21 protein-coding genes are annotated in these 23,697 nt (G+C 35.8%); 6 read left to right on the top strand and 15 right to left on the bottom strand.

What is annotated here, in order from left to right; translation table 11 throughout:
* Positions 1 to 33 precede the first annotated feature (33 nt).
* From AP058_RS13310 to AP058_RS13290, 5 genes are all read right to left on the bottom strand, one after another.
* Positions 34 to 264 (bottom strand): ferredoxin, encoded by a 231-nt coding sequence (locus AP058_RS13310; protein ID WP_066311815.1) that lies wholly within the window; start codon positions 262 to 264, stop codon positions 34 to 36.
* On the bottom strand, positions 264 to 1,505 hold the full coding sequence (locus AP058_RS13305; protein ID WP_066311813.1) for a peptidase U32 family protein: 1,242 nt from the start codon (positions 1,503 to 1,505) through the stop codon (positions 264 to 266). Before AP058_RS13305 ends, AP058_RS13310 begins: the two co-directional genes overlap by 1 nt.
* A gap of 71 nt (positions 1,506 to 1,576) precedes the next feature.
* Positions 1,577 to 2,962, bottom strand: coding sequence for a rhodanese-related sulfurtransferase (locus tag AP058_RS13300; RefSeq protein ID WP_066311810.1), 1,386 nt, complete (start codon positions 2,960 to 2,962; stop codon positions 1,577 to 1,579).
* Between the two features lie 244 nt (positions 2,963 to 3,206).
* On the bottom strand, positions 3,207 to 3,617 hold the full coding sequence (locus tag AP058_RS13295) for a BrxA/BrxB family bacilliredoxin (RefSeq protein ID WP_066311807.1): 411 nt from the start codon (positions 3,615 to 3,617) through the stop codon (positions 3,207 to 3,209).
* 370 nt (positions 3,618 to 3,987) lie between these two features.
* Positions 3,988 to 5,154 carry a lycopene cyclase family protein gene (locus AP058_RS13290; RefSeq protein ID WP_066313451.1) on the bottom strand — a complete coding sequence of 389 codons (1,167 nt, stop codon included), beginning with the start codon at positions 5,152 to 5,154 and terminating at the stop codon, positions 3,988 to 3,990.
* 223 nt (positions 5,155 to 5,377) lie between these two features.
* Here AP058_RS13290 and AP058_RS13285 point away from each other — a divergent pair, with 223 nt between their 5' ends.
* The gene (locus tag AP058_RS13285; protein WP_066311799.1) at positions 5,378 to 7,249 is read left to right on the top strand and encodes an Nramp family divalent metal transporter; all 1,872 of its coding nucleotides are present in this window, start codon (positions 5,378 to 5,380) and stop codon (positions 7,247 to 7,249) included.
* A 79-nt stretch (positions 7,250 to 7,328) separates the two neighbouring features.
* On the top strand, positions 7,329 to 7,982 hold the full coding sequence (locus AP058_RS13280) for a metal-dependent transcriptional regulator (protein ID WP_066311797.1): 654 nt from the start codon (positions 7,329 to 7,331) through the stop codon (positions 7,980 to 7,982).
* Between the two features lie 31 nt (positions 7,983 to 8,013).
* Here AP058_RS13280 and AP058_RS13275 read toward each other — a convergent pair whose 3' ends face one another.
* Together AP058_RS13275 and AP058_RS13270 are read right to left on the bottom strand one after the other, a co-directional pair.
* A complete protein-coding gene (locus AP058_RS13275) occupies positions 8,014 to 9,414 on the bottom strand; it encodes a di-heme oxidoredictase family protein (protein WP_066311791.1) in 1,401 nt (466 codons plus the stop codon).
* A 57-nt stretch (positions 9,415 to 9,471) separates the two neighbouring features.
* Positions 9,472 to 10,662 carry an imelysin family protein gene (locus tag AP058_RS13270; RefSeq protein WP_066311789.1) on the bottom strand — a complete coding sequence of 397 codons (1,191 nt, stop codon included), beginning with the start codon at positions 10,660 to 10,662 and terminating at the stop codon, positions 9,472 to 9,474.
* 187 nt (positions 10,663 to 10,849) lie between these two features.
* Between AP058_RS13270 and AP058_RS13265 the strand changes: the two genes are divergently transcribed.
* Genes AP058_RS13265 through AP058_RS13250 form a run of 4 tightly spaced genes read left to right on the top strand, consistent with a single transcriptional unit; the run spans position 10,850 to position 17,036 of the window.
* A complete protein-coding gene (locus AP058_RS13265) occupies positions 10,850 to 12,079 on the top strand; it encodes a DUF4856 domain-containing protein (RefSeq protein WP_066311787.1) in 1,230 nt (409 codons plus the stop codon).
* Between the two features lie 58 nt (positions 12,080 to 12,137).
* Positions 12,138 to 13,259, top strand: coding sequence for an imelysin family protein (locus AP058_RS13260; RefSeq protein ID WP_066311784.1), 1,122 nt, complete (start codon positions 12,138 to 12,140; stop codon positions 13,257 to 13,259).
* A 2-nt stretch (positions 13,260 to 13,261) separates the two neighbouring features.
* The gene (locus AP058_RS13255) at positions 13,262 to 14,629 is read left to right on the top strand and encodes an HTTM domain-containing protein (protein WP_066311782.1); all 1,368 of its coding nucleotides are present in this window, start codon (positions 13,262 to 13,264) and stop codon (positions 14,627 to 14,629) included.
* Positions 14,568 to 17,036 carry a TonB-dependent receptor gene (locus AP058_RS13250; protein ID WP_082706663.1) on the top strand — a complete coding sequence of 823 codons (2,469 nt, stop codon included), beginning with the start codon at positions 14,568 to 14,570 and terminating at the stop codon, positions 17,034 to 17,036. Before AP058_RS13255 ends, AP058_RS13250 begins: the two co-directional genes overlap by 62 nt.
* An 86-nt stretch (positions 17,037 to 17,122) precedes the next feature.
* Here AP058_RS13250 and AP058_RS13245 read toward each other — a convergent pair whose 3' ends face one another.
* The 8 genes from AP058_RS13245 to AP058_RS13210 all read right to left on the bottom strand — a co-directional run bounded on the left by AP058_RS13245 (position 17,123) and on the right by AP058_RS13210 (position 23,518).
* Positions 17,123 to 17,590 carry an FKBP-type peptidyl-prolyl cis-trans isomerase gene (locus AP058_RS13245; protein WP_066311780.1) on the bottom strand — a complete coding sequence of 156 codons (468 nt, stop codon included), beginning with the start codon at positions 17,588 to 17,590 and terminating at the stop codon, positions 17,123 to 17,125.
* Positions 17,591 to 17,638: 48 nt separating this feature from the next.
* Entirely contained in the window at positions 17,639 to 19,078 is a 1,440-nt protein-coding gene (locus AP058_RS13240; protein ID WP_066311778.1) for a nucleoside recognition domain-containing protein, read from the bottom strand.
* A 147-nt stretch (positions 19,079 to 19,225) separates the two neighbouring features.
* The gene (locus AP058_RS13235; protein ID WP_066311773.1) at positions 19,226 to 19,939 is read right to left on the bottom strand and encodes a 3'-5' exonuclease; all 714 of its coding nucleotides are present in this window, start codon (positions 19,937 to 19,939) and stop codon (positions 19,226 to 19,228) included.
* Positions 19,940 to 20,047: 108 nt separating this feature from the next.
* Positions 20,048 to 20,518: a methylated-DNA--[protein]-cysteine S-methyltransferase gene (locus AP058_RS13230; RefSeq protein WP_066313445.1), complete on the bottom strand. Its 471-nt coding sequence runs from the start codon at positions 20,516 to 20,518 to the stop codon at positions 20,048 to 20,050.
* 51 nt (positions 20,519 to 20,569) lie between these two features.
* Positions 20,570 to 20,806: a LysR family transcriptional regulator substrate-binding protein gene (locus AP058_RS13225; protein ID WP_066311771.1), complete on the bottom strand. Its 237-nt coding sequence runs from the start codon at positions 20,804 to 20,806 to the stop codon at positions 20,570 to 20,572.
* A 52-nt stretch (positions 20,807 to 20,858) separates the two neighbouring features.
* Positions 20,859 to 21,941 (bottom strand): biotin synthase BioB, encoded by a 1,083-nt coding sequence (gene bioB, locus AP058_RS13220; RefSeq protein ID WP_066311770.1) that lies wholly within the window; start codon positions 21,939 to 21,941, stop codon positions 20,859 to 20,861.
* A 99-nt stretch (positions 21,942 to 22,040) separates the two neighbouring features.
* A complete protein-coding gene (locus tag AP058_RS13215) occupies positions 22,041 to 22,478 on the bottom strand; it encodes a hypothetical protein (protein ID WP_066311769.1) in 438 nt (145 codons plus the stop codon).
* A 101-nt stretch (positions 22,479 to 22,579) separates the two neighbouring features.
* Positions 22,580 to 23,518: a bifunctional riboflavin kinase/FAD synthetase gene (locus AP058_RS13210; protein WP_066313436.1), complete on the bottom strand. Its 939-nt coding sequence runs from the start codon at positions 23,516 to 23,518 to the stop codon at positions 22,580 to 22,582.
* Between the last annotated feature and the right edge of the window lie 179 nt (positions 23,519 to 23,697).

Raw genomic sequence — 23,697 nt, 5'->3', positions numbered from 1 at the left:
CTTTTGTATTTTCGGTTTAATTTTGGAAAAACATTAAGTTTCTTTTACTAAGATAATTTTTACAGGACAAGCTTTGGCAGATCGTTCACAGCTTTCAACAATCGTATGATCAGCTGACTTTAGCGTATAAAAACCTTTGGCATTTACCGAATGTATCAAAACCGATTTCCCATCTTTTTTAGACATTTGAAAATGGAGGGGATCCATTTCTACACAGTAATTACAACCAATGCATTTGTCTCTTTGTAACGTTATAATAACCATTAGGCCTCAACAATTTTATACAATTTATCAGACATCCTGATTCGGAACGGCAATTTTAAAGTGCAGTCGTCTCCTTTTGTTGCTTTTTGTGCAACAGTGTCATTTACCTGCATTGCTTCAATTATCATTTCTTGGGCGCCAGTACTTGGACCAGTCACCAGAATTTTGTCGCCAACTTTTATGTCGTACGCTTCAATTTTAAATTGTCCCACTTCGGCTTTCGGGAAATAATGCGTTCCTTTTCCAACGTACACTTTTTTCTGAGTAGCCAACGATCCCGAAACATCACTCCATTCGCCCAATTCCTGTCCGAGGTAATATCCTGACCAAAACCCACGATTGTAAACGGTGTTCAAGGCTTCCATCCAAACTTCCACTTTTTCTTTAGAAAAAGTTCCTTCGTAATAGCTATCTATTGCTTCACGGTAGGTTTTTATTACAGTTGCCACATATTCTGGAGCACGACCTCGACCTTCAATTTTTAAAACCTGAATGCCAGAATCGATTACTTGATCTAAAAAATCAATGGTACATAAATCTTTTGGAGACATCATGTATTCGTTGTCCAATTCGATTTCGAAACCAGTTTCTTGATCGATAACTGTATATTTTTTGCGGCAATTTTGCTTGCAAGCACCACGATTTGCCGATGAATTATTGGAATGCAAACTCAAATAGCATTTTCCAGAAACAGCCATACACAAAGCGCCATGACCGAAAATTTCAATTTCAACTAATTTTCCGCTTGGTCCTTTAATTTCTTCTTTCTTAATTTGTTCGGTGATGCTTTTTACCTGACGCAAACTCAGTTCCCGACTTAAAACCATCGTATCTGCAAATAAGCTATAGAATTTTATGGTTTCAATATTTGTGACATTCAACTGCGTCGAAATGTGAACTTCCATTCCAATTCCTCTTGCCATCGCAATTACAGCTTGGTCTGAGGCGATTACGGCAGTGATACTGGCTGCTTTCGCTCTGTTCAATAAAGTCTTAACCACCGATAAATCGTGATCGTAGATTATGGTATTCAACGTCAAATAAGTTCTAATTTTTTTTGCTTCGCAACGACGGGAAATTTCTGCTAAATCATCCATGGTAAAATTTACCGTTGCACGAGCGCGCATGTTTAATTGCTCTACGCCAAAGTAAACGGAGTCAGCATTATTGTCTATTGCAGCTTGAAGTGACTCAAAGTTCCCAGCGGGAGCCATAAGTTCAATTTTATTATTTGTGGTCATTTTTGTATGAAGTAAACCTTTGTCAAAGTTTTAAATTTTGACAAAGGTGATGAGTGAATTTGTTTGAAAAATTAGTCTAAAACTTTATATAATTTGTCAGACAAACGGATTCTAAAAGGTAATTTAAAAGTACAAGTGTCTCCCGAAGTAGCGATTGTAGCATCGATGTCGTTCACGAACATTTCGGCGATTATCATTTGCTGTTCTCCAGTTGTAGTTCCTTTAATTAAGATTTTATCACCAACTTTTATGTCCCCATCTTCAATTAAAAATTGAGCAACGCTTGGTTTTGGAAAAAAGTGAGTTCCTTTTCCAATGTATTGTTTTTTAATTTTTGTTTCTTTTTTCAAAACAGTAGCCACTCTGCGAGCTGTTTTTGTTTCGGCTAGATCACTAAGATTTGGAATCGCAGCTAATGGATCTTGATTGTTTTTAAATGTCAACACATCTGATTTTCCTTTTTTGAAAATCATATTGCCATTTTTAATTCCTCTTCGAACTGCTTTTTGTTCTTCTTCGGGTAAATGAATTACATCTACACATACTGACGAGCAACAGCCTTCCATAGCCGAAGCACATTCTTCGCATTGTATGAATAGTAAATGACAACCTTCATTTGCACAATTGGTGTGTACATCACAAGGTTTTCCACATTGATGACATTGCGAAACGATATCGTCTGTAATTCTTTCACCCAAGCGGTGATCGAATACAAAGTTTTTCCCTAAAAATTTACTTTCTAAGCCTTGCTCTTTTACTTGACGTGTATATTCAATAATTCCACCTTCCAATTGGTACACATTTTCAAAACCTTTGTGTTTAAAGTAAGCACTTGCTTTCTCACAACGAATTCCTCCGGTGCAATACATCAACAGCTTTTTGTCTTGTTTGTGCTCCGCTAATTGCTCTTCAATAATTGGCAAGCTTTCGCGAAAAGTGTCAACGTCTGGTTTTATAGCTTTTGTAAAATGACCAATTTCGCTCTCGTAATGATTGCGCATATCGACCACAATAGTATTGGGATCTTCTAATAAATCATTGAATTCCTTGGCTTTTAAGTGTATTCCAATATTGGTTACATCAAAAGTTTCATCCACTAAACCATCGGCAACAATCTTGTCACGAACTTTTACGGTTAATTTCAAAAAGGAGTGATCGTCATGTTCTACGGCAATATTCAAACGAATTCCTTTCATAAAATCGTAGGCTTCTATCGTATCTTTAAACGCATAGAAATTATCTGCGGGAAGCGAAAGTTGGGCATTTATTCCTTCATTAGCCACATAAATCCTGCCCAGAACGCCTAAGGGATTCCACGCTAGAAATAAATCATTACGAAATTGTGTTGGATTTTGAATTTGCGCATAAGCGTAGAAAGACAACGTAAGTCGTTGCTTCCCGGCATCATCGATCATGATGGCTCTTTCTTCTGCGCTTAAAGTGTTGTACAGTTGCATGCTATAAACTATTTTAAGTTGAGAACTATTTTTGAGCGGCAAAGGTAGCAAAAGGATATGGAGTGGCAAAGTTAGCAAGTCCTAAGTTTTAGTGAAAGACTGCCACTTTTACGTACTGTATTTTTAAGCGTACTAAAAATAGAGTAGGTAAGTGGACTATTATAAATAAAAAGGACCGTCTAAATTAGACAGTCCTTTTATAAAATTTTGAATCTTACTTCGTGAGCAATTCAATACTATTTAATTAACAAAACTCTTTAAAAGCGTCTTGTAAATTTTCAGCAATCATTTCTGCTGGACGACCTTCAATGTGATGACGCTCTAGCATGTGCACCAATTCACCATTTTTGAATAAAGCCATACTTGGTGATGATGGAGGAAAAGGAAACATATGTTCTCTTACAGCATCAACAGCTTCTTTGTCAACTCCTGCAAAAACAGTGATCAAATTATCTGGTTTTTTAGCACCATCCAAACTCATCTTTGCTCCCGGACGTGCATTTCTAGCAGCACAACCACACACAGAGTTTACTACTACTAGAGTTGTTCCTTCTGCTTTTATTGCGTTATTTACTTCTTCAGCACTATGTAAATCTTTAAAACCTGCAGTTGTAAGTTCCGCTTGCATTGGTTTTACCATTTCTTCTGGATACATATTTATATTTTTAGGTTTAACTTTATTGAACTGCAAAGTTACAAAGATTAATTTCAACTAGTTGGTTGATACGATAAACTTTTGTTATAGTTTAATTGCTAATTGGTAAACTTTATTTGATACACATAAGTCTCGCAGAAGGTATTGTCTTCATTAATTGAAAATCCTGTGGATGCATCTTCGCCTGCGATTCAAAGTAAAGCAAGTACTTCTTCTTTATATTTTCCTATTTGAACCAACAGATTGCTTTTTAATATTTTGTATTAGAAAATTCAGGATAAATTTTCAGCGCATTATTCAACGAAACTTGTCCAAAAGAAAAAAGACTGCTAAAGAAAAGACTGAACCCTAAGATATTGTTTTTCAATGATTATGATTTTAGGTTGAATTTTTTTGGAAGAAAAGCCACTCTGAATAACGATTTGATAAACGGAAGTTTAGGACATTTTAGAATAACTTGAAAGTCTTGCCATAAACTGGTCTCTTCATCTAAAAATTTAAAAATCAAATTGGGATCTCCTTTCTTAAATAAAGAGGAAAAAATAGAACTTCCTAACGCATTATTTCTGTAAAGAATGTCTAAAAGCAATAAATCATAGAACCAAAACTTGTCTTTTTTATACAATTTACTGTAGTCGTTTTGTTGTAAGAATAGTTTAATTAATTCAGATGATTTTTTATCGGTTTTTTTAAAAGTATAACCAGTACTTGCTTTAGTCCAGCCTCCAGCGGTACCAATATTTAAGACGCGCTTGGTGTTCTTTTCCCAAAAGGGATAACACGTCATCGGAATATTGCCTTGTTCTTTTTCGGTAATCTTAAAAGTTTTAACACCTAAATTTTTCAGATATGATTTGATCTCCTCCTCGTATTCTGCAAAAGGCAATAGATCTTTAGAGAATAAGGTATATTCTAATAAAGCTTCAGTTGTTGAGGTCGGCAAAACGTACATAAAGCGTGTATTGTTTTTTTGATCAACCGAAAAATCCATAAAAGTACATTGGTTTGGATCAAAAACAGCTTCTTCTGTTTCTACAAACCAACCCACAAAATGTTGCTGAATTACAGCGTATTTATGCTGATTAATAAATGCCCCCACGTTTACAATACTATTGATCACGCGGCCGGCACTGCATTCTTGAGTTTCTGTTTTAACAAAAACGTGGGTGTCTAATTCGTTAATATCAGTCACTTTTTCGTTTAAAAAAGTAATATTGTCTTGTTTCGAAATTAAATCGAAAACTAAAGTGTAAAAATCGACACTGCGTATTTGAAGGTATTCGTACGGTTCGAGCGTTAGTGTTCGACTAAAATCCGTATTTTTAAAAAGGGCGAAATCCCAGGTTTTGCTGCTTATTTTGCTCCATTCCGAATTTTTATTCTCCCAAAAACACCAGGTTCGATCGTTTTTATTTTTCAGATTTTCATCCAAAAGCAAAATCTTCTTGTCCTTGAATTGTTCTGAAAGAATCATCTTGTAAACGGTCATTAATGCCGAAAGCCCAGAACCCGTAAAAATATAATCGTAATGCTTCATTATCATCAATTAAAAAGTAAATGTACTTGTTCTCGAGGCGAAAAGCAAAATAGACAATGGAGCTGAGTTTTTAATTGAACTGCTTTTTAAACAGTACATGCCCCTGCTAAAACGCATAGAATAAATTTCAAATAAAAGCATAATATAATTTTTAGAATGGTCTAAAACTTTATTTAAATGAAAATATTTTATTTAATATATTTGTGTAAAGCGCAATTATTCAATGAATAAATCTTTAGAAGAGGTCAACCAATCTGTTGCTACTGAGCATAAAAAGACAGGATTTAGAAAAATAGTAGCTTTTTTAGGTCCAGCGTATTTAATAAGTGTTGGTTATATGGATCCCGGCAACTGGGCCACAGATATTGCCGGAGGAAGTCAGTTCGGATACTCTTTACTATGGGTTTTATTGATGAGTAACTTGATGGCATTATTACTTCAAAGCTTAAGTGCCCGACTCGGAATTGTCACTCAGCGTGATTTAGCGCAAGCCTCGCGAGAAACCTACTCCAAATTCATCAATTACATTTTATACATTTTGGCCGAAGTTGCCATAGCGGCTTGCGATTTAGCTGAGGTTTTAGGAATGGCAATTGGACTTAATTTATTGTTTGATATTCCGTTAATCGATGCCGTAATGATTACCGTTTTAGATACTTTTTTACTGCTATTTTTGATCAATAAAGGCATTCGTAAAATGGAGGCATTTATCATCGCTTTGGTAGCTATTATTGGATTTTCTTTTATTTTTGAGATGATTTTTGCAGAGCCAGAACTCGATAAAGTAATTTTAGGATTAATTCCCTCGATACCCAATGCTTATGCATTATACATCGCAATCGGAATTATTGGCGCTACGGTCATGCCGCACAACTTGTATTTGCATTCTTCGTTAGTGCAAACTCGAAAATTTGATCGAAGTGTTGCGGGCATTAAGCAGGCGCTAAAATACAACATGATTGATTCGACCATTGCCTTAAATCTTGCTTTTTTTGTAAACGCGGCTATTTTAATTTTAGCGGCAGCGACATTTTACAAAAACGGAATGTTTGAAGTGGCTCAGATACAAGATGCACATCAATTTCTAGAACCTTTATTGGGAACCAAATGGGCACCAGTTTTATTTGCGGTGGCACTTATTGCTGCAGGACAAAGCTCGACCATTACAGGAACTTTGGCGGGACAAATTATTATGGAAGGTTATTTGCAATTGCGCATTCAACCTTGGATAAGACGAATTATAACCCGTTTAATCGCCATCGTTCCTGCGGTAATAGTTATTTCAATTTATGGCGACAGTGTGACGGGTAAGTTGTTAATTTTAAGTCAAGTAGTGTTGAGCTTGCAATTGGGTTTTGCCATAATTCCGTTAATCCATTTTGTAAGCGATAAAACCAAAATGAACGGTTTTCACATCAGTAGAATGACACAAATAACCTCTTGGATTATTGCTTTAGTTATTGTCACATTAAACGGCAAGTTGGTTTATGATGAAATAAAAGGATGGCTAGAAATGGTCAAGCATCCAATAGTAATTTGGTTGACAGTGGTGCCTTTGGGCTTGGGTTTTTTTATGCTTTTGTTGTATATCGTAATTAAACCATTTATTGTGAAGTTTAAAAACAGTGAACACAATCACTCTCCGCATAAATTAAATTTAGAGTTTACGCCTATAAAAATTCACCATAAATCTAATATTGCCGTTGCCGTTGATTTTTCAAAAGCCGATGCAGCCGCCTTGAATAATGCTTTTAAATTGGGAGGCTATGAGGCCAATTATACTTTAATTCACGTGGTTGAAACAGTTACGGCACTCTTATACGGATCTCAAACCGACGATCACGAAACGACAGTCGATGAAAAATTGCTAAAAGAGTATCAAGAAATGCTAACAGAAAAAGGGTTTAAAATCAAGATTGCGTTAGGATTCGGTAAACCACACAAAGTAATTCCGAGAATCATTACTGAAGGAGATTTTGATCTTTTGGTAATGGGAACGCATGGCCACACTGGTTTTAAAGATTTAATTTTTGGAACTACAGTTGACCAATTGCGTCATAAAATTTCAATACCTTTGTTTATTGTTAAAAACTAAGTTTAGAATAGTAAACGAAGAGTATTCATTGTGATTAGTTTGTTTTTTAAAACGTAGTGCCTCAAAATTTATAAAAAGAATGACTTTTTCAGAAGAAAATTACCTTAAATCAATTTATCATCTTACTAGTGTTGCGCAAGCAGAAGTTAGCACCAACGCCATTGCCGAAATGATGGAGACTAAAGCTTCCTCGGTTACGGATATGCTGAAAAAATTGGCGGACAAAGACTTGGTAAATTATAAAAAATACCAAGGAGTTTCACTTACTGAAAACGGAAAGTTAGCTGCAAAGATGATTGTTCGCAAACATCGTTTATGGGAAGTTTTTTTAGTTGAAAAATTAGATTTTTCTTGGGATGAAGTGCATGAAATTGCCGAACAATTAGAGCACATCAAATCGGAGCAACTTATCAATAAGCTAGACGATTTTTTAGGAAATCCAACTGAAGATCCTCATGGTGATCCAATTCCAGATGCGAACGGAAGAATTGTTGCGGTAGAAAAACAATTGCTTTCGGACTTAGGGCAGGATCAAAAAGGAATCTGTGTGGGTGTTAAAGACACCTCGTCTGCATTTTTAAAATACCTTGATAAACAAGAAATTGCTTTGGGTTCTACCATCGAATTTATATCGCGAGAATCGTTTGATTTGTCTCTCAAAATAAAAGTAGACCAAAAGGAGCTGGATATCTCCAACAAAATTGCTTCTAATTTGTACGTCAAATTGCTATAAAAAAAGGGGATTCGGTATTGAATCCCCTTTTTTATAATGAATTAATAAAGGCAAGTAAGTCTTGACGTTCTTTTAATGAAAGCTTTTTGTAATTTTCTTTACTTTTTTGGGCTTCACCACCGTGCCATAAAATAGCCTCCTCCACATTTCTAGCACGACCATCATGCAGCAAGTACGTATGTTTATTGACGGTTTGAATTAGACCAATTCCCCATAACGGTTGTGTACGCCATTCGGTTCCTGTCGCTTTAAAATCTTTGGCATTATCCGCTAAGCCTTCTCCCATGTCATGAAGCAGCAAATCGGTGTACGGTCGAATGGTTTGGTTGCGCAACGAAACAATAGTATGTGTGTTGCCGGTTTGCATTTTAGGAATGTGACAGCTCGTACATTGCAATGTTTCGAATGTTTTTTTTCCTTCCAGTACATTTTGATCTCTATAATTTCTTCGTGCAGGTACTGCCAATGTGCTTGAATAGACCGCAACGCGATCTAAATTGAGGTCTGTTATTTCGGGCGTTCCACCGTTCGGAATGGCATCACAATCGACTCCAGGAGGACAATTTTCATTCGGAAATAAATAGGAAGTAATTCCCATATCTCCAGAAAATGCTGCAGCGACTTGCTGCCGAATGTTGGGTTGGTTTGACTTCCATCCAAAACGTCCCAATTGTGTGGATTCAGATAAAACGTCATGCACATAGTTGGGTCTTCCTGAAATCCCATCTTTATTGTTGTCATTTTCATCGGCGAAAGCCAAAATAGTACTTTCGCTAACCGCTTCTAACAATCCTAAACCGGCCATTTGTGGTGCTATTCGCGGCGAAATGCGAGCATTAGCAGACATATCGCCGTATCCTAAATTAGTAATATGATAGATCGGTTTTCTCAATTCTACAGTTGAACCGTCCGCAAAATTTTCGATAGTGGTTTGATAGGTGATGGTATACGAACCTTTGGCAACATGTCCTAAAATCGAACTGTCTTGTAATTGTCCACCATAAATGTGATCGCCAAAATCGGTACCATCCAAATAATTGCCTTCGGTCGTTAAACGCAACAATAAACCGCGTGCTTTTTCACCATCAAAAGCTGGTGGTCTGCCGCGGCCATCTTTAAAATGACAATTGGCACAGGACACGGCATTAAAAAACGGACCTAAACCATCGCGAGCTGTAGTGGACGACGGTGCAGAAACCCAACTTTGTCGAAAGAGAGAATTACCCACACCAAAATCGATTTGCTCTGCGTTGGTTAGCATTGTTCCTGCAAAACCAAATGCTTCTTCGGAAGTATTGAATACACTATAATCGCCACCAGCATATTGTTCATCTGCTTCGGCTTCTAGCGGCACATACTTCTCGTCGTGATCGCTGCAACTTGTTAAAGTGAAAACACTTAGAGTAAAAATAATTTTGAACAGTTTTTTCATAATAAATGCAGATAAAGTGTTGTAGAAAAAGAACACTTTATGGTATTGAGGGAATAATTAAAGTACTCCGTTAACTGTGATTCCAATTTTAGCAGCTCCAGCTAAAAGATTTTTTCCAAAAACTTTAATTTGCGATGCTGCCGCGGCAACTTTTTTACCTTCAGTTGAATTAGGTCCAGCCGAAATTGCTAAGTCAAAAGGTGTTAACATGGCAGCTACTTTTGCTTGTGCGTCTTTTAGTGAAGCCTCTGTTTCTGTATAAGCGGTTGCATCCGATTCTTGTACTAAATCTGCTAAAGACGCACCGTTAATTGCACCATATTTTCCTTGGTATACGTTAATGGCTCCTTGTAAATTTAAAGCAATGTCACGATGTGTATTGTCACTGAAACAAGAATGCTCGTCTTCTTGATCTGCATTTTCTAAGGCAACTTGCATGCGCTCTACTGGTAATTCAGCAGAAACTAAAGTCGTAATTCCTAAATACATATTTTTTAAAGCCGTGTTTTCTGGTAATGCCAAAAATTCGGATCTGTAAGCGCCACCAATCTTCCATTGGTTTACCAAATAATCCAAATTGTCGGTCAATAGATCCGCACAAACATTCAAATATTCAGCCCTGCGCTTCTGGTTTTTTGCAGTTCCACCTACTACATAATCAGTAAAAGGTCTTAAACCTGCTTTTTTCTCAGATGGTGCGGTTAAATCTTGTCCCCACAATAAAAATTCAATGGCATGGTATCCAACACTAATGTTTTTTTCACCGCCATTTTCGTTCAAATCAAGTAATAATTCTTTATCTATTGTTGGAAATCCGGTAAAATCATTAATGATTCCACCTTCGGTAGGAACGCCATTATTGTCAACATAATCAATGTAATTTTCGTCTAAAGGCCATGCGTTTAAAAGTGCTTCTGGACCATTATCATCTCCGTCAATTGGACCGTTGGCAAAACGAAAAGCTTCGGTAGTTCCGTAACTTTCTCGAGAAATTTTCCATGCTGCTTGTGTTGCAGAAAAATTAGCTGCGGTTGGACTTGCTGTAAAAGTTGCAATTGCTTTCTCTAAAAGAACAGCATCATCATATGCTTGCTTGTAATTGGCATAAGCCATATCTGCATAATTTTCGATGACTTGTTTTTTGGTTACCATTTGCTCATTTTCGCTTGTATTGTTGTCGTCTGAACACGAACTAATTGCAATACCCGCGATAAATAGAGAAGCTAATCTGAAAAATATTTTACTCATTACTATTGTTATTTAGATTAATTAAAGAGTGGCAAATATAAAAATAAGTGTTAAAACAACAAAAACAATCAAACATAATTTCGTCAAATTAATTTTTAGTTAGATTAATTCTAAATAATACTTGCAGTTTTCAATATTATAAATAACTTTGTCGAAATTATTTTAATTAAATCTTAATAAGGCATATATGAAACTTAAAAATTATTCGGCAGCAGTGATTTCTTTATCAATTTTGGCGTTTACAGCATGTTCAGATAATGATGACAATTTGATACAACAAAATGAGTATGCAGTACCAACAACCTACACTTTTGAACGCAATAGCGCTTCAACAGTTTCGTATTCAGGTCAAAGTGAGCGTATTTTTATGTTAGAAGAAATGGGTGGTGTATTTAAAACAGCTGCTGCTAACGGAACAACTTTGTCAACCGATTTATTGACAAATATGTACAGTAATACCAACAGCCCCTTTACTGGTAATGGATTAAATGCTTCTGGAAAACAGTTAAAAAACAAAACAGCTGCTTCTTATGAATATTTTACGTTAAATGCTGGAGGAGGTACTTCTATCGAACAAACACAGACCCGTGAATTTTTTGAAAGTACTTTTTCAGATGGAAATTTAGCGAGTCAAGGTAATGCAGCAGCTGCCGGAGCAGCTGGAGTATATTTGGACGGAAGCAGCAAGCGCTTATTTGCAGCAAACGGACTAGAGCCGCAGCAAGTGTTATTAAAAGGAATGATGGGTGCTTCATTTTTAGACCAAATTTCGAATAATTATTTAAGTGCAAAGAAATTAGATGAAGCTTCGAATAGAGAAAATAACACAAAAAAAATATTTGAAGAGGCAAAAAACTACACCACAATGGAACATTATTGGGACGAAGCTTATGGCTACGTTTACGGTGGTGATAGCAATAGCGGCGAAAACAAAACATATAAATTTTGGAGCAGCTACATCAATCAGGTAAATGCTGATCAAGATTTTTCTACAGTGAAAGAAAAAATTGAAAAAGCATTTATAAAAGGTAGAGCAGCTATTGTTGGTAATGACTATGAAACTAGAAATGCGCAAATAAAGATTATCAAAGAAAACCTAGCCTTAGTTCCTGCTGTTCGTGCAGTTTATTATTTGCAAGAAGGAAAGTCTAAGTTAGTTACCGATAAAGGTGCCAAAGCATTTCATGCCTTGTCTGAAGCCTATGGTTTTATTATGTGTCTGCGCTATACCAATAACCCGGCTACAAATGCACCGTATTTTACTAAAGATGAGGTAGATGCTATGTTAGAAACTCTAACAAGCGGAGAAAATGGTCTTTGGGATATTGATACATTAACGCCAAAATTAGATGCTGTTTCTGCGAAAATAGCCACTAAGTTTGATTTTACAGTAGCACAAGCAGCAACTGTAAATTAATTTAGAATAAATACACATAACTTAAATACCTTTTGTATTTTTGCCAAAATTTATTACAATGAAGAAATTAGTTTTTTTACTGTTAGGAATTGGTTTTATTGCCGCCTGCTCTTCGGGAGGGTCAGACGATGAGGCCACTACGAAACCAGATAGTTTTAATAGAACAGCACTTCTAACCAACTGGGCAGATAATATTATTATTCCGAGTTACGAAGGGTATCAACAACAAATCGTAGCATTAGAAAATGCAGCGACAGCGTTTACAAACATGCCGACCGATGCTACTTTGGCAGCGGTACGAATTGCTTGGTTAGATGCTTACAAAGCCTACCAATATGTTGCTATTTATAATTTTGGAAAGGCAGACGAAATTCATTTGGTGAGTAGCAGCAATACCTATCCTACAGACGCTGCAGGTATCGAGTCAAACATTAGTACAGGCACATACAATTTAAGCTTATTGTCGCAGTATGTAAAACAAGGATTTCCTGCTGTCGATTATTTATTAAATGGTTTGGGAACCGACGATACAATGCTACTTAGTTTTTACACGACTAGTGCAAGTGCGACTAAGTATAAAAAATATTTAAACGATGTAATTGCCAAGCTAAAAGAAAACAACGCAATTGTATTAAACGATTGGAAAACGGGTTATCGTGATGCTTATGTTAAAAACAGCGGAACTTCAGTAACCAGTGCAGTTAGCACTACTACAAATGCTTTTGTAAAGAATTTTGAAAAAGATATTCGTACGGGTAAAGTTGGATTTCCTGCTGGAAAATTTTCAAACGGAACTAAGTTTCCAGAGAAGGTAGAAGCTTTTTATAAAAATGATGTTTCAAAAATATTATTAAATACAGCACTTCAAGCTTCTCGTGATTTCTTTAACGGCAAACAGTACAAATCTGAAACCGTTGGTGCGAGCTTAAAATCGTTTTTAGAATATGTAAAAGCAGAACGAGATGGTCAGCTTTTAGGAACGACAATAGATAAGCAATACGATGCTATTTTTAGCAGCAATTCAGCATTATCAGATAGCTTTTCAAATCAAGTTACTACCGATAATTCTAAAATGTTAATGGCTTACGATGTTATGCAAAAACAAGTGATTTACACTAAATTAGATATGACGCAAGCGCTAAATATTACGATTGATTATGTAGATGGCGACGGAGATTAGTTATGTTTAAAAAAATTCAAATATATTGTACCCAAAGTACATCTGCCACAACGCTAGCTTTTTTTAGGCTAGCGTTTGGTTTAATGATGTGTTTGAGTTTGTTGCGTTTTATGAGTTATGGCTGGATCGATAGATTTTATATTCAACCATTATTTCATTTTTCATATTACGGTTTTGAATGGGTCAAACCAATCGGAATGTATACGTACGGTATTTTTGCACTTGCATTTATTTCGGCTTTAGGCGTTGCGGTTGGTTACAGATATCGATTGTCAGCGGTTCTTTTTTTTCTGAGTTTTACCTACATCGAATTGATGGATAAAACGACCTACCTAAATCATTATTATTTTATTTCGATTGTAAGTTTCATACTTATATTTTTGCCTGCGAATGCTTTTTTTTCGATTGATGCGTATCGAAACCCGACAAAAGCATACCAATTTATTCCGCGGTGGACCACTGATATCTTAAAGCTTTTATTAGGAATCGTTTATTTTTATGCTGGTTTGGCAAAGATCAATTCCGATTGGTTGTTTCGTGCAATGCCGTTAAAAATTTGGCTTCCAACAAATCCGAACTTGCCATTTTTAGGAAGTTTACTCAATGAGAATTGGGTGCATTTTGCTTTTAGCTGGAGCGGGATGATTTATGATTTATGCATTCCGTTTTTATTACTATATAAGCGCACGCGCTGGTTTGCTTTTATTCTAGTTGTTATTTTTCATGTTTTAACCAAAGTATTATTTCCAATTGGCGTTTTTCCGTACATCATGATCGTGAGCACTTTAGTGTTTTTTGATTCTAATTTTCATCAAAAAATACTAGAACGACTGTCAAAATGGTTTCAGCTGAATTGGTCTATTTTCGAAAACGGGAAAACTTTAGTGCAACAATCAACTTTTGTCAATCAAGTCAAATGGTCTTTTTTAAGTCTTTTTTTACTTTTTCAAATAGTCTTTCCCTTTCGATACATGACCTATCCAGACGAATTATTTTGGACAGAAGAGGGTTTTCGATTTTCATGGCGCGTCATGCTGATGGAGAAAGCGGGTTACTCCCAGTTTAGAGTCGTTGATGCCAAAACGAAAGAAGAGTTTTTTGTAAGTAACAGCCAATTTCTCAATACTTTTCAGGAAAAACAAATGGGTTTTCAGCCCGATTTTATTTTAGAATACGCACATTTCTTACACGATTATTATAAAAAAACAGGAGTTACAGATCCCGAAGTTTACGTAGACAGTTATGTCGCTTTAAACGGAAGATTGAGTAAACCCTACATTGATTCAAATATAAATTTAGCCAAAGAACATGAATCGTTTCAACACAAAACATGGATTCTTCCATTTAACGACACTATCAAAGGGTTTTAGTTTCTTTGCTCTGCTGTTACTTTCTGCAAACGTTTTTTCACAAGCCACAATTTCCGGTGTTGTAAAAGATGATTTAGGAAAAACAATTGCTTTCGTTGAGGTAATTAACACAAGCGCTCAGCAAAAAGTACTAACTGATGCGAATGGTTTTTTTGAAATGCTAGTTCCGCAAAGCGGCAGCTATTCTTTTGCTTTTTACAAAGATAATTATGCGATTTCTGATGAAATTATAGAAGCACCGGCGACCAATGTCACGGTCACGTTGCGCGCCATGAATTCACTTTCAGAAGTGGTTATTAGTAAAGAGCGCTCGAAAGTCTTTACCTTGCACAAACTCAAAGACATCGAAGAAACTGCAATTTACGCGGGAAAAAAGACCGAGGTCATTGCAGTTGCTAATCTTACAGCAAATAAAGCGACCAATAATGCCAGACAAATTTATGCGCAAGTCGTTGGTTTAACGATCAACGAAAGCTCAGACGGCGGTTTACAATTGAGTATTGGTGGTCGTGGACTAAATCCCAATCGTACTTCTAACTTCAATACGCGTCAAAATGATTATGATATTAGTGCCGATGTTTTGGGTTATCCCGAAAGCTATTATGCGACTCCAACCGAAGCATTAGAAGAAATTCAGGTAATTCGCGGTGCCGCTTCATTACAATACGGAACACAATTTGGGGGTTTGGTTAATTTTAAAATTAAAAAACCAGTAGAGCAACCGATTCAGCTTTTAACTAGAAATACAGTTGGTTCCAATGGATTGTTTACCAATTTCACGAGTTTGAGTGGAACGACGCGAAAATTCAGTTATTACACTTTTTTCAATTATAAAAAAGGAGATGGTTTTAGACCGAATTCTGAATTTGAAAGCAAGAATTATTTTGCGAACTTAAATTACCAGTTTACCAAAAACACGTCGTTACATTTTGATTATACTTATTTTAATTATTTGGCGCAGCAAGCCGGTGGTTTAACGGATGAAATGTTTGCTGAAAATCCTAAGCAAAGCAATCGCGCTCGCAACTGGTTTGCAGTCGATTGGAATTTATTTGCTTTGCGTTTCAAACATCATTTTGAACACGACGCCGATTTTTCATTGCAATTATTTGGTTTAGATGCGAGCCGAAAAACGGTTGGTTTTCGTCCTAATCGGGTGACCACTGCCGATACTGATGGAACAGTTCGAGATTTAATCACAGGAGATTTTGTTAATTGGGGAGCCGAAGCACGTTATCTTAAAAAATATACGATCCATGGGAATTCAAGCGCTTTTTTAATTGGAGCAAAATATTACCAATCCAATAATAGCGGAATTCAAGGACCGGGAAGTTCGGGCAGTGATGCTAATTTTAATTTAGCTACGAATGAATTTCCATTTTATGAAAATCAATCCGATTATCGTTATCCGAATTTAAACTTTTCAGTATTTGGAGAAAATATATTTAAACTCAGTTCAAAATTTTCGGTAACTCCGGGCTTTAGAATCGAAAAAATAAAAACAGAGGCCGATGGTTCGTACCGAAAAATAAATCGTGATTTTGCAGGAAATATTATTTTAGACGAAACCATTTATGAAGATAATATCAAAGATCGTAAATTTATTTTGTTAGGAGTTGGATTGAGTTACAAACCTAAAAATGGTTTAGAGGTGTATGGAAATATTTCTCAAAATTACCGTTCGGTCACTTTTAACGATATTCGAACTGTAAACTCTAATCAAGCAATTGCACCCGATATCTCTGATGAGAAAGGGTACACCTCGGATGTTGGTATTCGTGGAAAAATAGGCAATCAATTGAGTTTCGACTCGAGTGTTTATGCGTTATACTACAACGATAAAATCGGCGAGTACAATACAGAAATTGGCGGAATATTTTTTCGTTACCGCGACAACATTGGTACTGCTTTGACGTACGGTTTTGAAACGTTATTAAATTGGAACATTGCCGAAACTTTGGTTCCTAATTCAGATGATTTCTTGTGGAATGTTTTTACTAACGTTGCTTTTACGGGCTCGGATTATTTAAAATCGAAAGAGGCTACTATAAAAGGGAAAGAAGTGGAATTTGTGCCGTTAGTGAATTTGAAAGTGGGAACTGGAATTGGCTATAAAAACTTTATGGCAAGTATTCAGTGTTCTTACGTTTCATCTCAATTTACTGATGCGACCAATTCAAAAGTGGGAGCAAATGCAATTAGCAATGGAACTTCGGGTCAAATACCAGCGTATTACGTAGCAGACATTTCGGCTTCTTACAAATGGAATCGTTTTAAGCTTGAAGCAGGAGTAACCAATTTTACCGACAACAGTTATTTTACAAGAAGAGCGACTGGTTATCCTGGTCCCGGAATTATACCGTCAGATCCAATTGGGTTTTATACCACAGTAGAGTTTAAGTTTTAAAGCGATTTAACTTTCGTAGTAAGCACTAAAAAAAGCTACAGAGACCAAAGGTTGCTGTAGCTTTTCTTATTTTTATTTCAAATCGGTTACTTAACCGACAATAGTTTTACTTCAAAAACAAGAACTGATCCTCCAGGAATTGGCCCACGATCTGCACTTCCATAACCTAATTGAGAAGGTACTAATAAAATACCATTTCCACCTTCTTTAAAATACGGAATACCTTCGGTCCATCCTTTAATAACTTGGTTCAATCCAAAAGAAATCCCTTCGGGTTGACTTTCATCAAATACTTTTTTATCTGTAAAATAACCTTTATAAGCCACAGTTACGTTACTAGAAGCACTTGGTTTCTTGCCTGTTCCTTCTTCATTAATTACATAATATAAACCAGAATCGCTGCGTGTTGCTTCTAAATTATTGTCAGCAATGTATTTGACGATTTCAACTTCGTTTTTAGCAGCGTAATCAACGCCATCAAAAGTAGTATCAGCTTCTTTATTTTTGCAAGAAAAAAACAGTACAGCAACTAAAGCTAAGAATGAATATTTCATAATTTTTAATTTGTTATTGGTTGGCAAATATAGCGTTTTAAGATGATTTTAAAAAAACCAACTCGCTACAAAAATAGCAGTGATTACACAGATTAAATCCACTAATAGCATTGTAGTTAGAGCATAACGCGTATTTTTAATATTTATGGAACCAAAATAAACAGCAATCACATAAAAGGTACTTTCAGCACTACATTGAAAAATACTGCTTAACCTTCCTGTCATTGAATCTGCACCGAAAGTATTCATTGAATCAATCAAAAATCCTCTTGATCCTGCTGAACTAAATGGTCGTAACAACGCCACTGGCAACGCATCGATAATTTGTTTGTTGACCCCTAAATTGGAGAAAACAAAAGCCAATCCGTTACTGATGATATCGAATAAACCACTATTTCTAAAAAGAGAAATCGCTACCAACATTCCCAAAACATAAGGAAAAATAGTCACTCCTGTTTTTACCCCATTATTTGCGCCTACTACAAATGAATCAAAAACGGTCGTATTTGCATCGGCAAATTTTTTCTCATGGCGAAACGCGAAAATCAAAGTAAATCCAATAATAGCAAGCAAAATTAAGCCAGATAAATTAGAAGTAAAATAGTTTTTTCCGATTAAATCCAAATGGTTTACATACATCAACAAACCGATGATGGCACCAATTAGAGTCATTAAACCAATAACCAAAGAGGCACTTTTAAAGTTGATTTTTTGTTTGATTCCCACAATAATAAAAGCAGCAATGGTACCAATAAACGAAGTAATGATACAAGGCAACATTACATCAGCAGGGTTGCTAGAACCCGCTGCAGCGCGGTAACCAATAATAGAAGTTGCAATTAAAGTTAAACCCGAGGCATGCAAACACATAAACATAATTTGGGCATCACTTGCCCGATCTTTGTCTGGATTCAGTTCTTGCAAACTTTCCATGGCTTTCAAACCAAAAGGAGTTGCGGCAGAATCTAAACCTAAAAAGTTAGCGGCAAAATTTAGCGTCATATAGGAAATCGAAGGGTGATTTTTAGGAATGCTAGGGAAAACTTTTATAAAAACGGGACTCAATACTTTGGCTAATTTGCCAGACACGCCAGAAATAATTAGTAACTCCATCAAGCCACAAAAGAAGGCCAAGTAGGCGATAAGCGGAATAATGATATCGACCAAACTGCTTTTACAAGTTGCCAACAAACCATCTGATTTTTGAACGCCGCTGTAAATTTGTACCGTTTTGTTCTTATAAACGTAAGTAGTGTCAACATTGGATAGATCACGATTGACGATCATGGTTTTGTTCTCCTTCAGTTGAATGCTGTCGCGAACAAAAGCGGGAACTTGGTCTATGTATTGTTCAGATATTAAAATAGGATCGCCTTTTTCGCCATTTAAAACATAATCAATGGTATACGTGCTGCCCGAAAACAAACTAACCACCACAAATAAAATTGACGATATAAAAATTACAAGCCAAAATCTACTTAATACCATAATTTATAATTTTTGTAAATGTAAGCAATCAAGAACAATTGCAATATCAAAAAATCAATGGATATAGCAATCATATTTGTAAAAAATAGAACGGCGATTGGTTCATTTTTTAAAGACAGAATACATTCGAATATAAAATTGCGTTTCTTAAACGTGAATTATCTCAGCATCAATCAATAGATCTTCTCTTCTCAATCGAAGGAAAATCTGGGCTACGGCAATCGTGTCTTTTTCGCAATAGGTAACAATTCTATCAATATCCTTCTCGACATAATAAACGTGCGCCACTTCGCTACCATCGATATCGTCTTTCGGCGAAGGAATATTCAAAATTTTGGTCAATAATTTAAGCGAAGTATAATGTTTGTAATCGCCAAATTTCCATAATTCTAACGTATCGAGATGCGGAATCTCCCAAGGTTTTTTACCAAATAAATTTAGTTTGTTTGGAATAGGAAGTTGATTGATAATCATTCGTCTGGCAATAAACGGAATATCGAATTCTTTGGCATTGTGTCCACAAAGTACATGTTGCGGTTGGTTGAAATGATTGTGCAGTAAGTTGGAGAAATCATGTAATATTTTTTTTTCTTCACCAAAAAAAGACGTGACTCTAAAGTTTCGAATGTCTCCTTTGTTGATAAAATAACCCACAGAAATACAAATTATTTTTCCAAATTCGGCCCAGATTCCTGCACGATTGTAAAATTCGTCGGGCGTAAATTCGTCTTTGCGCTGGTATTGTGTTTTTTGTTCCCAAAGTAATTTCATTTCGGCATCCAAAGTATTGAAATCGGCTGTTTCTGGAACAGTTTCAATATCCAAGAAAAGAATGTGGTTGAGGTTTATTTTTTCAATCATATTTAGGAAAAGCAGATTATGAAGATTAAAACGAATGTATTTGGTGCTGAAATTATAAGTAATTCGTTACGAATATAAATAAATTTATGATAATTAGAATTTGTTTTGCTAGAATAAACTTTGTTGTTTACTTGAGCTTTCATGTTGTAAAAGCCACTGTTTACGCCACAAACCGCCAGCATAGCCGGTCAAAGAACCATCGGAGCCAATAACGCGGTGGCAAGGAACAACAATCCAAAGCGGATTTTTTCCGTTCGCCGTCGCAATAGCACGAATCGCTTTGGGATCACCTAATTTTTTTGATAGTTGGAGGTAACTCATCGTTTTGCCAAATGGAATTTCAAGTAAGCCCTTCCAAACTTTTTGTTGAAATTCAGTGCCTTTCGGATTCATCTTAAAATCAAATTCAGTGCGAATACCTTTAAAATATTCTTGAATTTGCTTCACAGCTTGTTGAATTTCTCGCGGAATTAATGTTGAAATTTCGCCATCTTGCGAGATTTTTATTTCGCTAATGCCAAATGCATCTCCAGTGATTTGAGCAATTCCTAATGGCGTTTGTATGTTGGTCGATACTATCATTTGCATTTCTTTATAGTTATTAATCAGGCTTTTTACTGTCAATATTATTTACTTTAGCAAGAAAGCGGTAGCAGCATCTGCAATTTCTGAGTTTCGATTTTTTGATGTTGCTATTAAAATGTCAGTGAATAAATTGGATTGTTTCAGTTCGACAAGTTCTAGTTCAGCATTTTCGTAACTTTTAATCACATTGGTCAGTACAATCGAAATTCCTAATCCATTTTTTACCAACTGTATAATCGATGAAATAGTATTGGACTCGTGCACCACTTTTGGCGGAATCAAGTAAAAAAAAATTCCCGAAGATTTGACTCTCGGGAATTTTTAATTTTGCTTTTTATTTCTTTCCAGAAGCTTCTAGATTTCTTTCGATCGTATGTCCAGGACGAGACCATTTTGGTTTCTCACCAAGAGGAGCAAACTGAGAATTCTCTGCTTCGACTGTTTTAGGTTGTGTTACTTTTGTAAATGGTTTTTGCGGAATCAAACCTAACATTTCAAACATTTTCATGTCTTCGTTTACGTCAGGGTTTGGTGTGGTTAGTAATTTATCACCAGCAAAAATAGAATTCGCTCCAGCAAAAAAGCACATGGCTTGTCCTTCGCGACTCATGTTTGTTCTTCCAGCAGACAAACGCACTTGTGTATCGGGCATAATAATTCGAGTGGTAGCAACCATGCGAATCATTTCCCAGATTTCAACCGGCTTTTCATCTTCCATTGGCGTTCCTTCCACCGGAACCAAAGCATTAATTGGCACCGATTCTGGCTGCGGATTCAAAGTAGCCAAAGCCACTAACATTCCTGCTCTGTCTTCGATACTTTCTCCCATTCCAATAATTCCTCCGCTACAAACAGTAACATTGGTTTTACGAACGTTATTAATGGTTTCTAAACGATCTTCAAATCCACGAGTCGAAATTACTTCTTTATAATATTCTTCAGAAGTATCTAAATTATGATTGTAGGCATATAGTCCAGCTTCTGCTAGACGATGTGCTTGATTTTCGGTTAACATTCCCAGTGTGCAGCACACTTCCATGTCTAGTTTATTAATGGTACGAACCATTTCTAGAACATCGTCAAATTCTGCTCCATCTTTTACGTTTCTCCAAGCCGCTCCCATACAAACACGAGAGGAGCCACTTTCTTTAGCCCGTAAAGCTTGCGCTTTTACTTGACTCACCGACATTAAATCGTTTCCTTCTACTTTGGTATGATAACGAGCAGCTTGGGGGCAATAACCGCAATCTTCGGGACAACCTCCAGTTTTTATAGACAGTAAAGTCGAAACTTGTACAATATTTGGATCATGGTTGGCTCTGTGAATTGTAGCAGCTTCATAAAGCAAATCCATTAAAGGTTTGTTGTAAATAGCAATAATTTCTTCCTTAGTCCAGTTATGTTTGGTGATATTCATCGACGTTTATTTTTGATGTTCCAAAAGTAGTTAAATAGTTCTTATGTACCAATGGACTCTTTCTTAAAAAACAAACGGAATGTTTTTTAGATAAAGAAATTAGTCGACTGCATATTTATTATTGGTATATAACATCAGCACTAAAGTTACAATTACCGCCGAAGCTAGTCCTTCAAACAATAAAGAAATACAATAGGCAGGAACAGAAGGATCTCCGCCAAAAAGAAAACTTTCGGCTAACAAAGGCACAAAAGCATCGCCGCCCCTGGCATAGATATAAATTAATAATCCCAAAACGCTTAAAGATACTCCAACGACCGCCGTTGCCATAGCAGAAACGCCATTGGATACAAAATCATTTTGTCCATTTTTTGTGTTCATTTGTATGGTTCGGTTCACACCATAAAAAATGAAAATAACATTCAGTAATCGCAAGTAAAATAAGTTACTGAGACCTAAAATAGATAGTACTAAAAAATAAACAGCGATACCCAGAAATATTAAAAATCCGTTGGAAAGTTCTTTTGGTAGTTTCATAATTATCTTTTTTAAATAGTTGTATTCTATTAATAAACAGAATGATAGCTATAAATTTACAAAAAAAACAAGTAGGAAGATCTCGGACTGCGATTTTAAAATTACAAATTAATTTGCTGCAGAAAATCTACTGCAGTTTTTTTGTCACTTTGTAGTTGCTTTGTTAATAGTTCGATCGAATCGAATTTTTGCTCATCTCGTATGTAATGTACTATCGAAATTTGCAGTGTAGCATTATATAAATCACCTTCAAAATCAAGAAAATGAACCTCTATTTTTTGCTGATTTTGATCTTCGATCGTGGGATTAAACCCAATATTCATCATTCCATAAACGACTTTTTCATCGATAATTGCTTGAACTACATAGACGCCATTTTTTGGAATCAGTTTGTAATCTTCGGGAACAAAAATGTTTGCAGTAGGGAAACCAATGGTTCTGCCCAATTGCTTGCCCTGTACAACCTTTCCTGTAATAAAGTAGGTATAGCCCAAATACTCATTAGCCAATTCCATTTTCCCGTCCAACAAAGCCGTTCTAATTTTGGTTGAACTTACTGAAACAGCATGAATTTCTTGCGCTGAAATTTGTTCGACTTCAAAACCATACTCTTCTCCAAAAATTATTAAGTCATCAATATTAGCCGTTCGATTTCGACCGAAACGATGGTCGTAACCAATAATAATTTTGTGAATTTGAAAACGATCGACTAAAATTGTTTTTACAAATTCTTCGGCAGTCAATCTCGAAAAAGTTTCATCAAAGGGATGAATGACTAAATTTTGAATACCAATTTGAGCTAAAAGTTCTGTTTTTTCAGAAATAGTGTTGAGCAGTTTAATTTCAGATTTTTCTTGAAGCACCATTCGTGGATGCGGAAAAAAAGTAAGAACTAAACTTTCGTACAAACCATTTTCGGTGCTTTGAGTCAGTTTTTCTAAAATCGTTTTATGCCCAACATGTACGCCGTCAAAAGTGCCGAGCGTAAGTATTGTTTTTTTAGTACACTGAAAATCGTTAATAGAATGAAAAATCTTCAAAGCAATTATTTTAAGATGCGGCAAATTTAGGGTATCTAATTCAAATTTAGCAAGAAGCCGAATTGATTTTTTGCAAAGAAAAGCGTTAAAAGGAGTAAATACTAAGCATATTAAGCTGTTAATCTTTTTGGCAAACTAGTAAATCGCGTGTTTTTAAGAAAATAAAAGTAATTTTGACG

The sequence above is a fragment of the Flavobacterium sp. TAB 87 genome (genome assembly GCF_001529295.1).
Classification (GTDB): Bacteria; Bacteroidota; Bacteroidia; order Flavobacteriales; family Flavobacteriaceae; genus Flavobacterium.
The sequence above is the reverse complement of the archived record's forward strand: the minus strand, read 5'-3'. Positions and strand labels throughout refer to the sequence as shown.

Bases quoted from the DNA above. Each gene is read 5' to 3' on its own strand.
- AP058_RS13280 (WP_066311797.1), top strand. From the start codon at position 7,329: ATGACTTTTTCAGAAGAAAATTACCTTAAATCAATTTATCATCTTACT.
- AP058_RS13240 (WP_066311778.1), bottom strand. From the start codon at position 19,078: ATGGTATTAAGTAGATTTTGGCTTGTAATTTTTATATCGTCAATTTTA.
- AP058_RS13295 (WP_066311807.1), bottom strand. From the start codon at position 3,617: ATGTATCCAGAAGAAATGGTAAAACCAATGCAAGCGGAACTTACAACT.
- AP058_RS13300 (WP_066311810.1), bottom strand. From the start codon at position 2,962: ATGCAACTGTACAACACTTTAAGCGCAGAAGAAAGAGCCATCATGATC.
- AP058_RS13260 (WP_066311784.1), top strand. From the start codon at position 12,138: ATGAAGAAATTAGTTTTTTTACTGTTAGGAATTGGTTTTATTGCCGCC.
- AP058_RS13305 (WP_066311813.1), bottom strand. From the start codon at position 1,505: ATGACCACAAATAATAAAATTGAACTTATGGCTCCCGCTGGGAACTTT.
- AP058_RS13235 (WP_066311773.1), bottom strand. From the start codon at position 19,939: ATGATTGAAAAAATAAACCTCAACCACATTCTTTTCTTGGATATTGAA.
- AP058_RS13245 (WP_066311780.1), bottom strand. From the start codon at position 17,590: ATGAAATATTCATTCTTAGCTTTAGTTGCTGTACTGTTTTTTTCTTGC.
- AP058_RS13265 (WP_066311787.1), top strand. From the start codon at position 10,850: ATGAAACTTAAAAATTATTCGGCAGCAGTGATTTCTTTATCAATTTTG.
- AP058_RS13310 (WP_066311815.1), bottom strand. From the start codon at position 264: ATGGTTATTATAACGTTACAAAGAGACAAATGCATTGGTTGTAATTAC.
- bioB (WP_066311770.1), bottom strand. From the start codon at position 21,941: ATGAATATCACCAAACATAACTGGACTAAGGAAGAAATTATTGCTATT.
- AP058_RS13250 (WP_082706663.1), top strand. From the start codon at position 14,568: ATGAATCGTTTCAACACAAAACATGGATTCTTCCATTTAACGACACTA.
- AP058_RS13255 (WP_066311782.1), top strand. From the start codon at position 13,262: ATGTTTAAAAAAATTCAAATATATTGTACCCAAAGTACATCTGCCACA.
- AP058_RS13290 (WP_066313451.1), bottom strand. From the start codon at position 5,154: ATGAAGCATTACGATTATATTTTTACGGGTTCTGGGCTTTCGGCATTA.
- AP058_RS13270 (WP_066311789.1), bottom strand. From the start codon at position 10,662: ATGAGTAAAATATTTTTCAGATTAGCTTCTCTATTTATCGCGGGTATT.
- AP058_RS13275 (WP_066311791.1), bottom strand. From the start codon at position 9,414: ATGAAAAAACTGTTCAAAATTATTTTTACTCTAAGTGTTTTCACTTTA.
- AP058_RS13215 (WP_066311769.1), bottom strand. From the start codon at position 22,478: ATGAAACTACCAAAAGAACTTTCCAACGGATTTTTAATATTTCTGGGT.
- AP058_RS13285 (WP_066311799.1), top strand. From the start codon at position 5,378: ATGAATAAATCTTTAGAAGAGGTCAACCAATCTGTTGCTACTGAGCAT.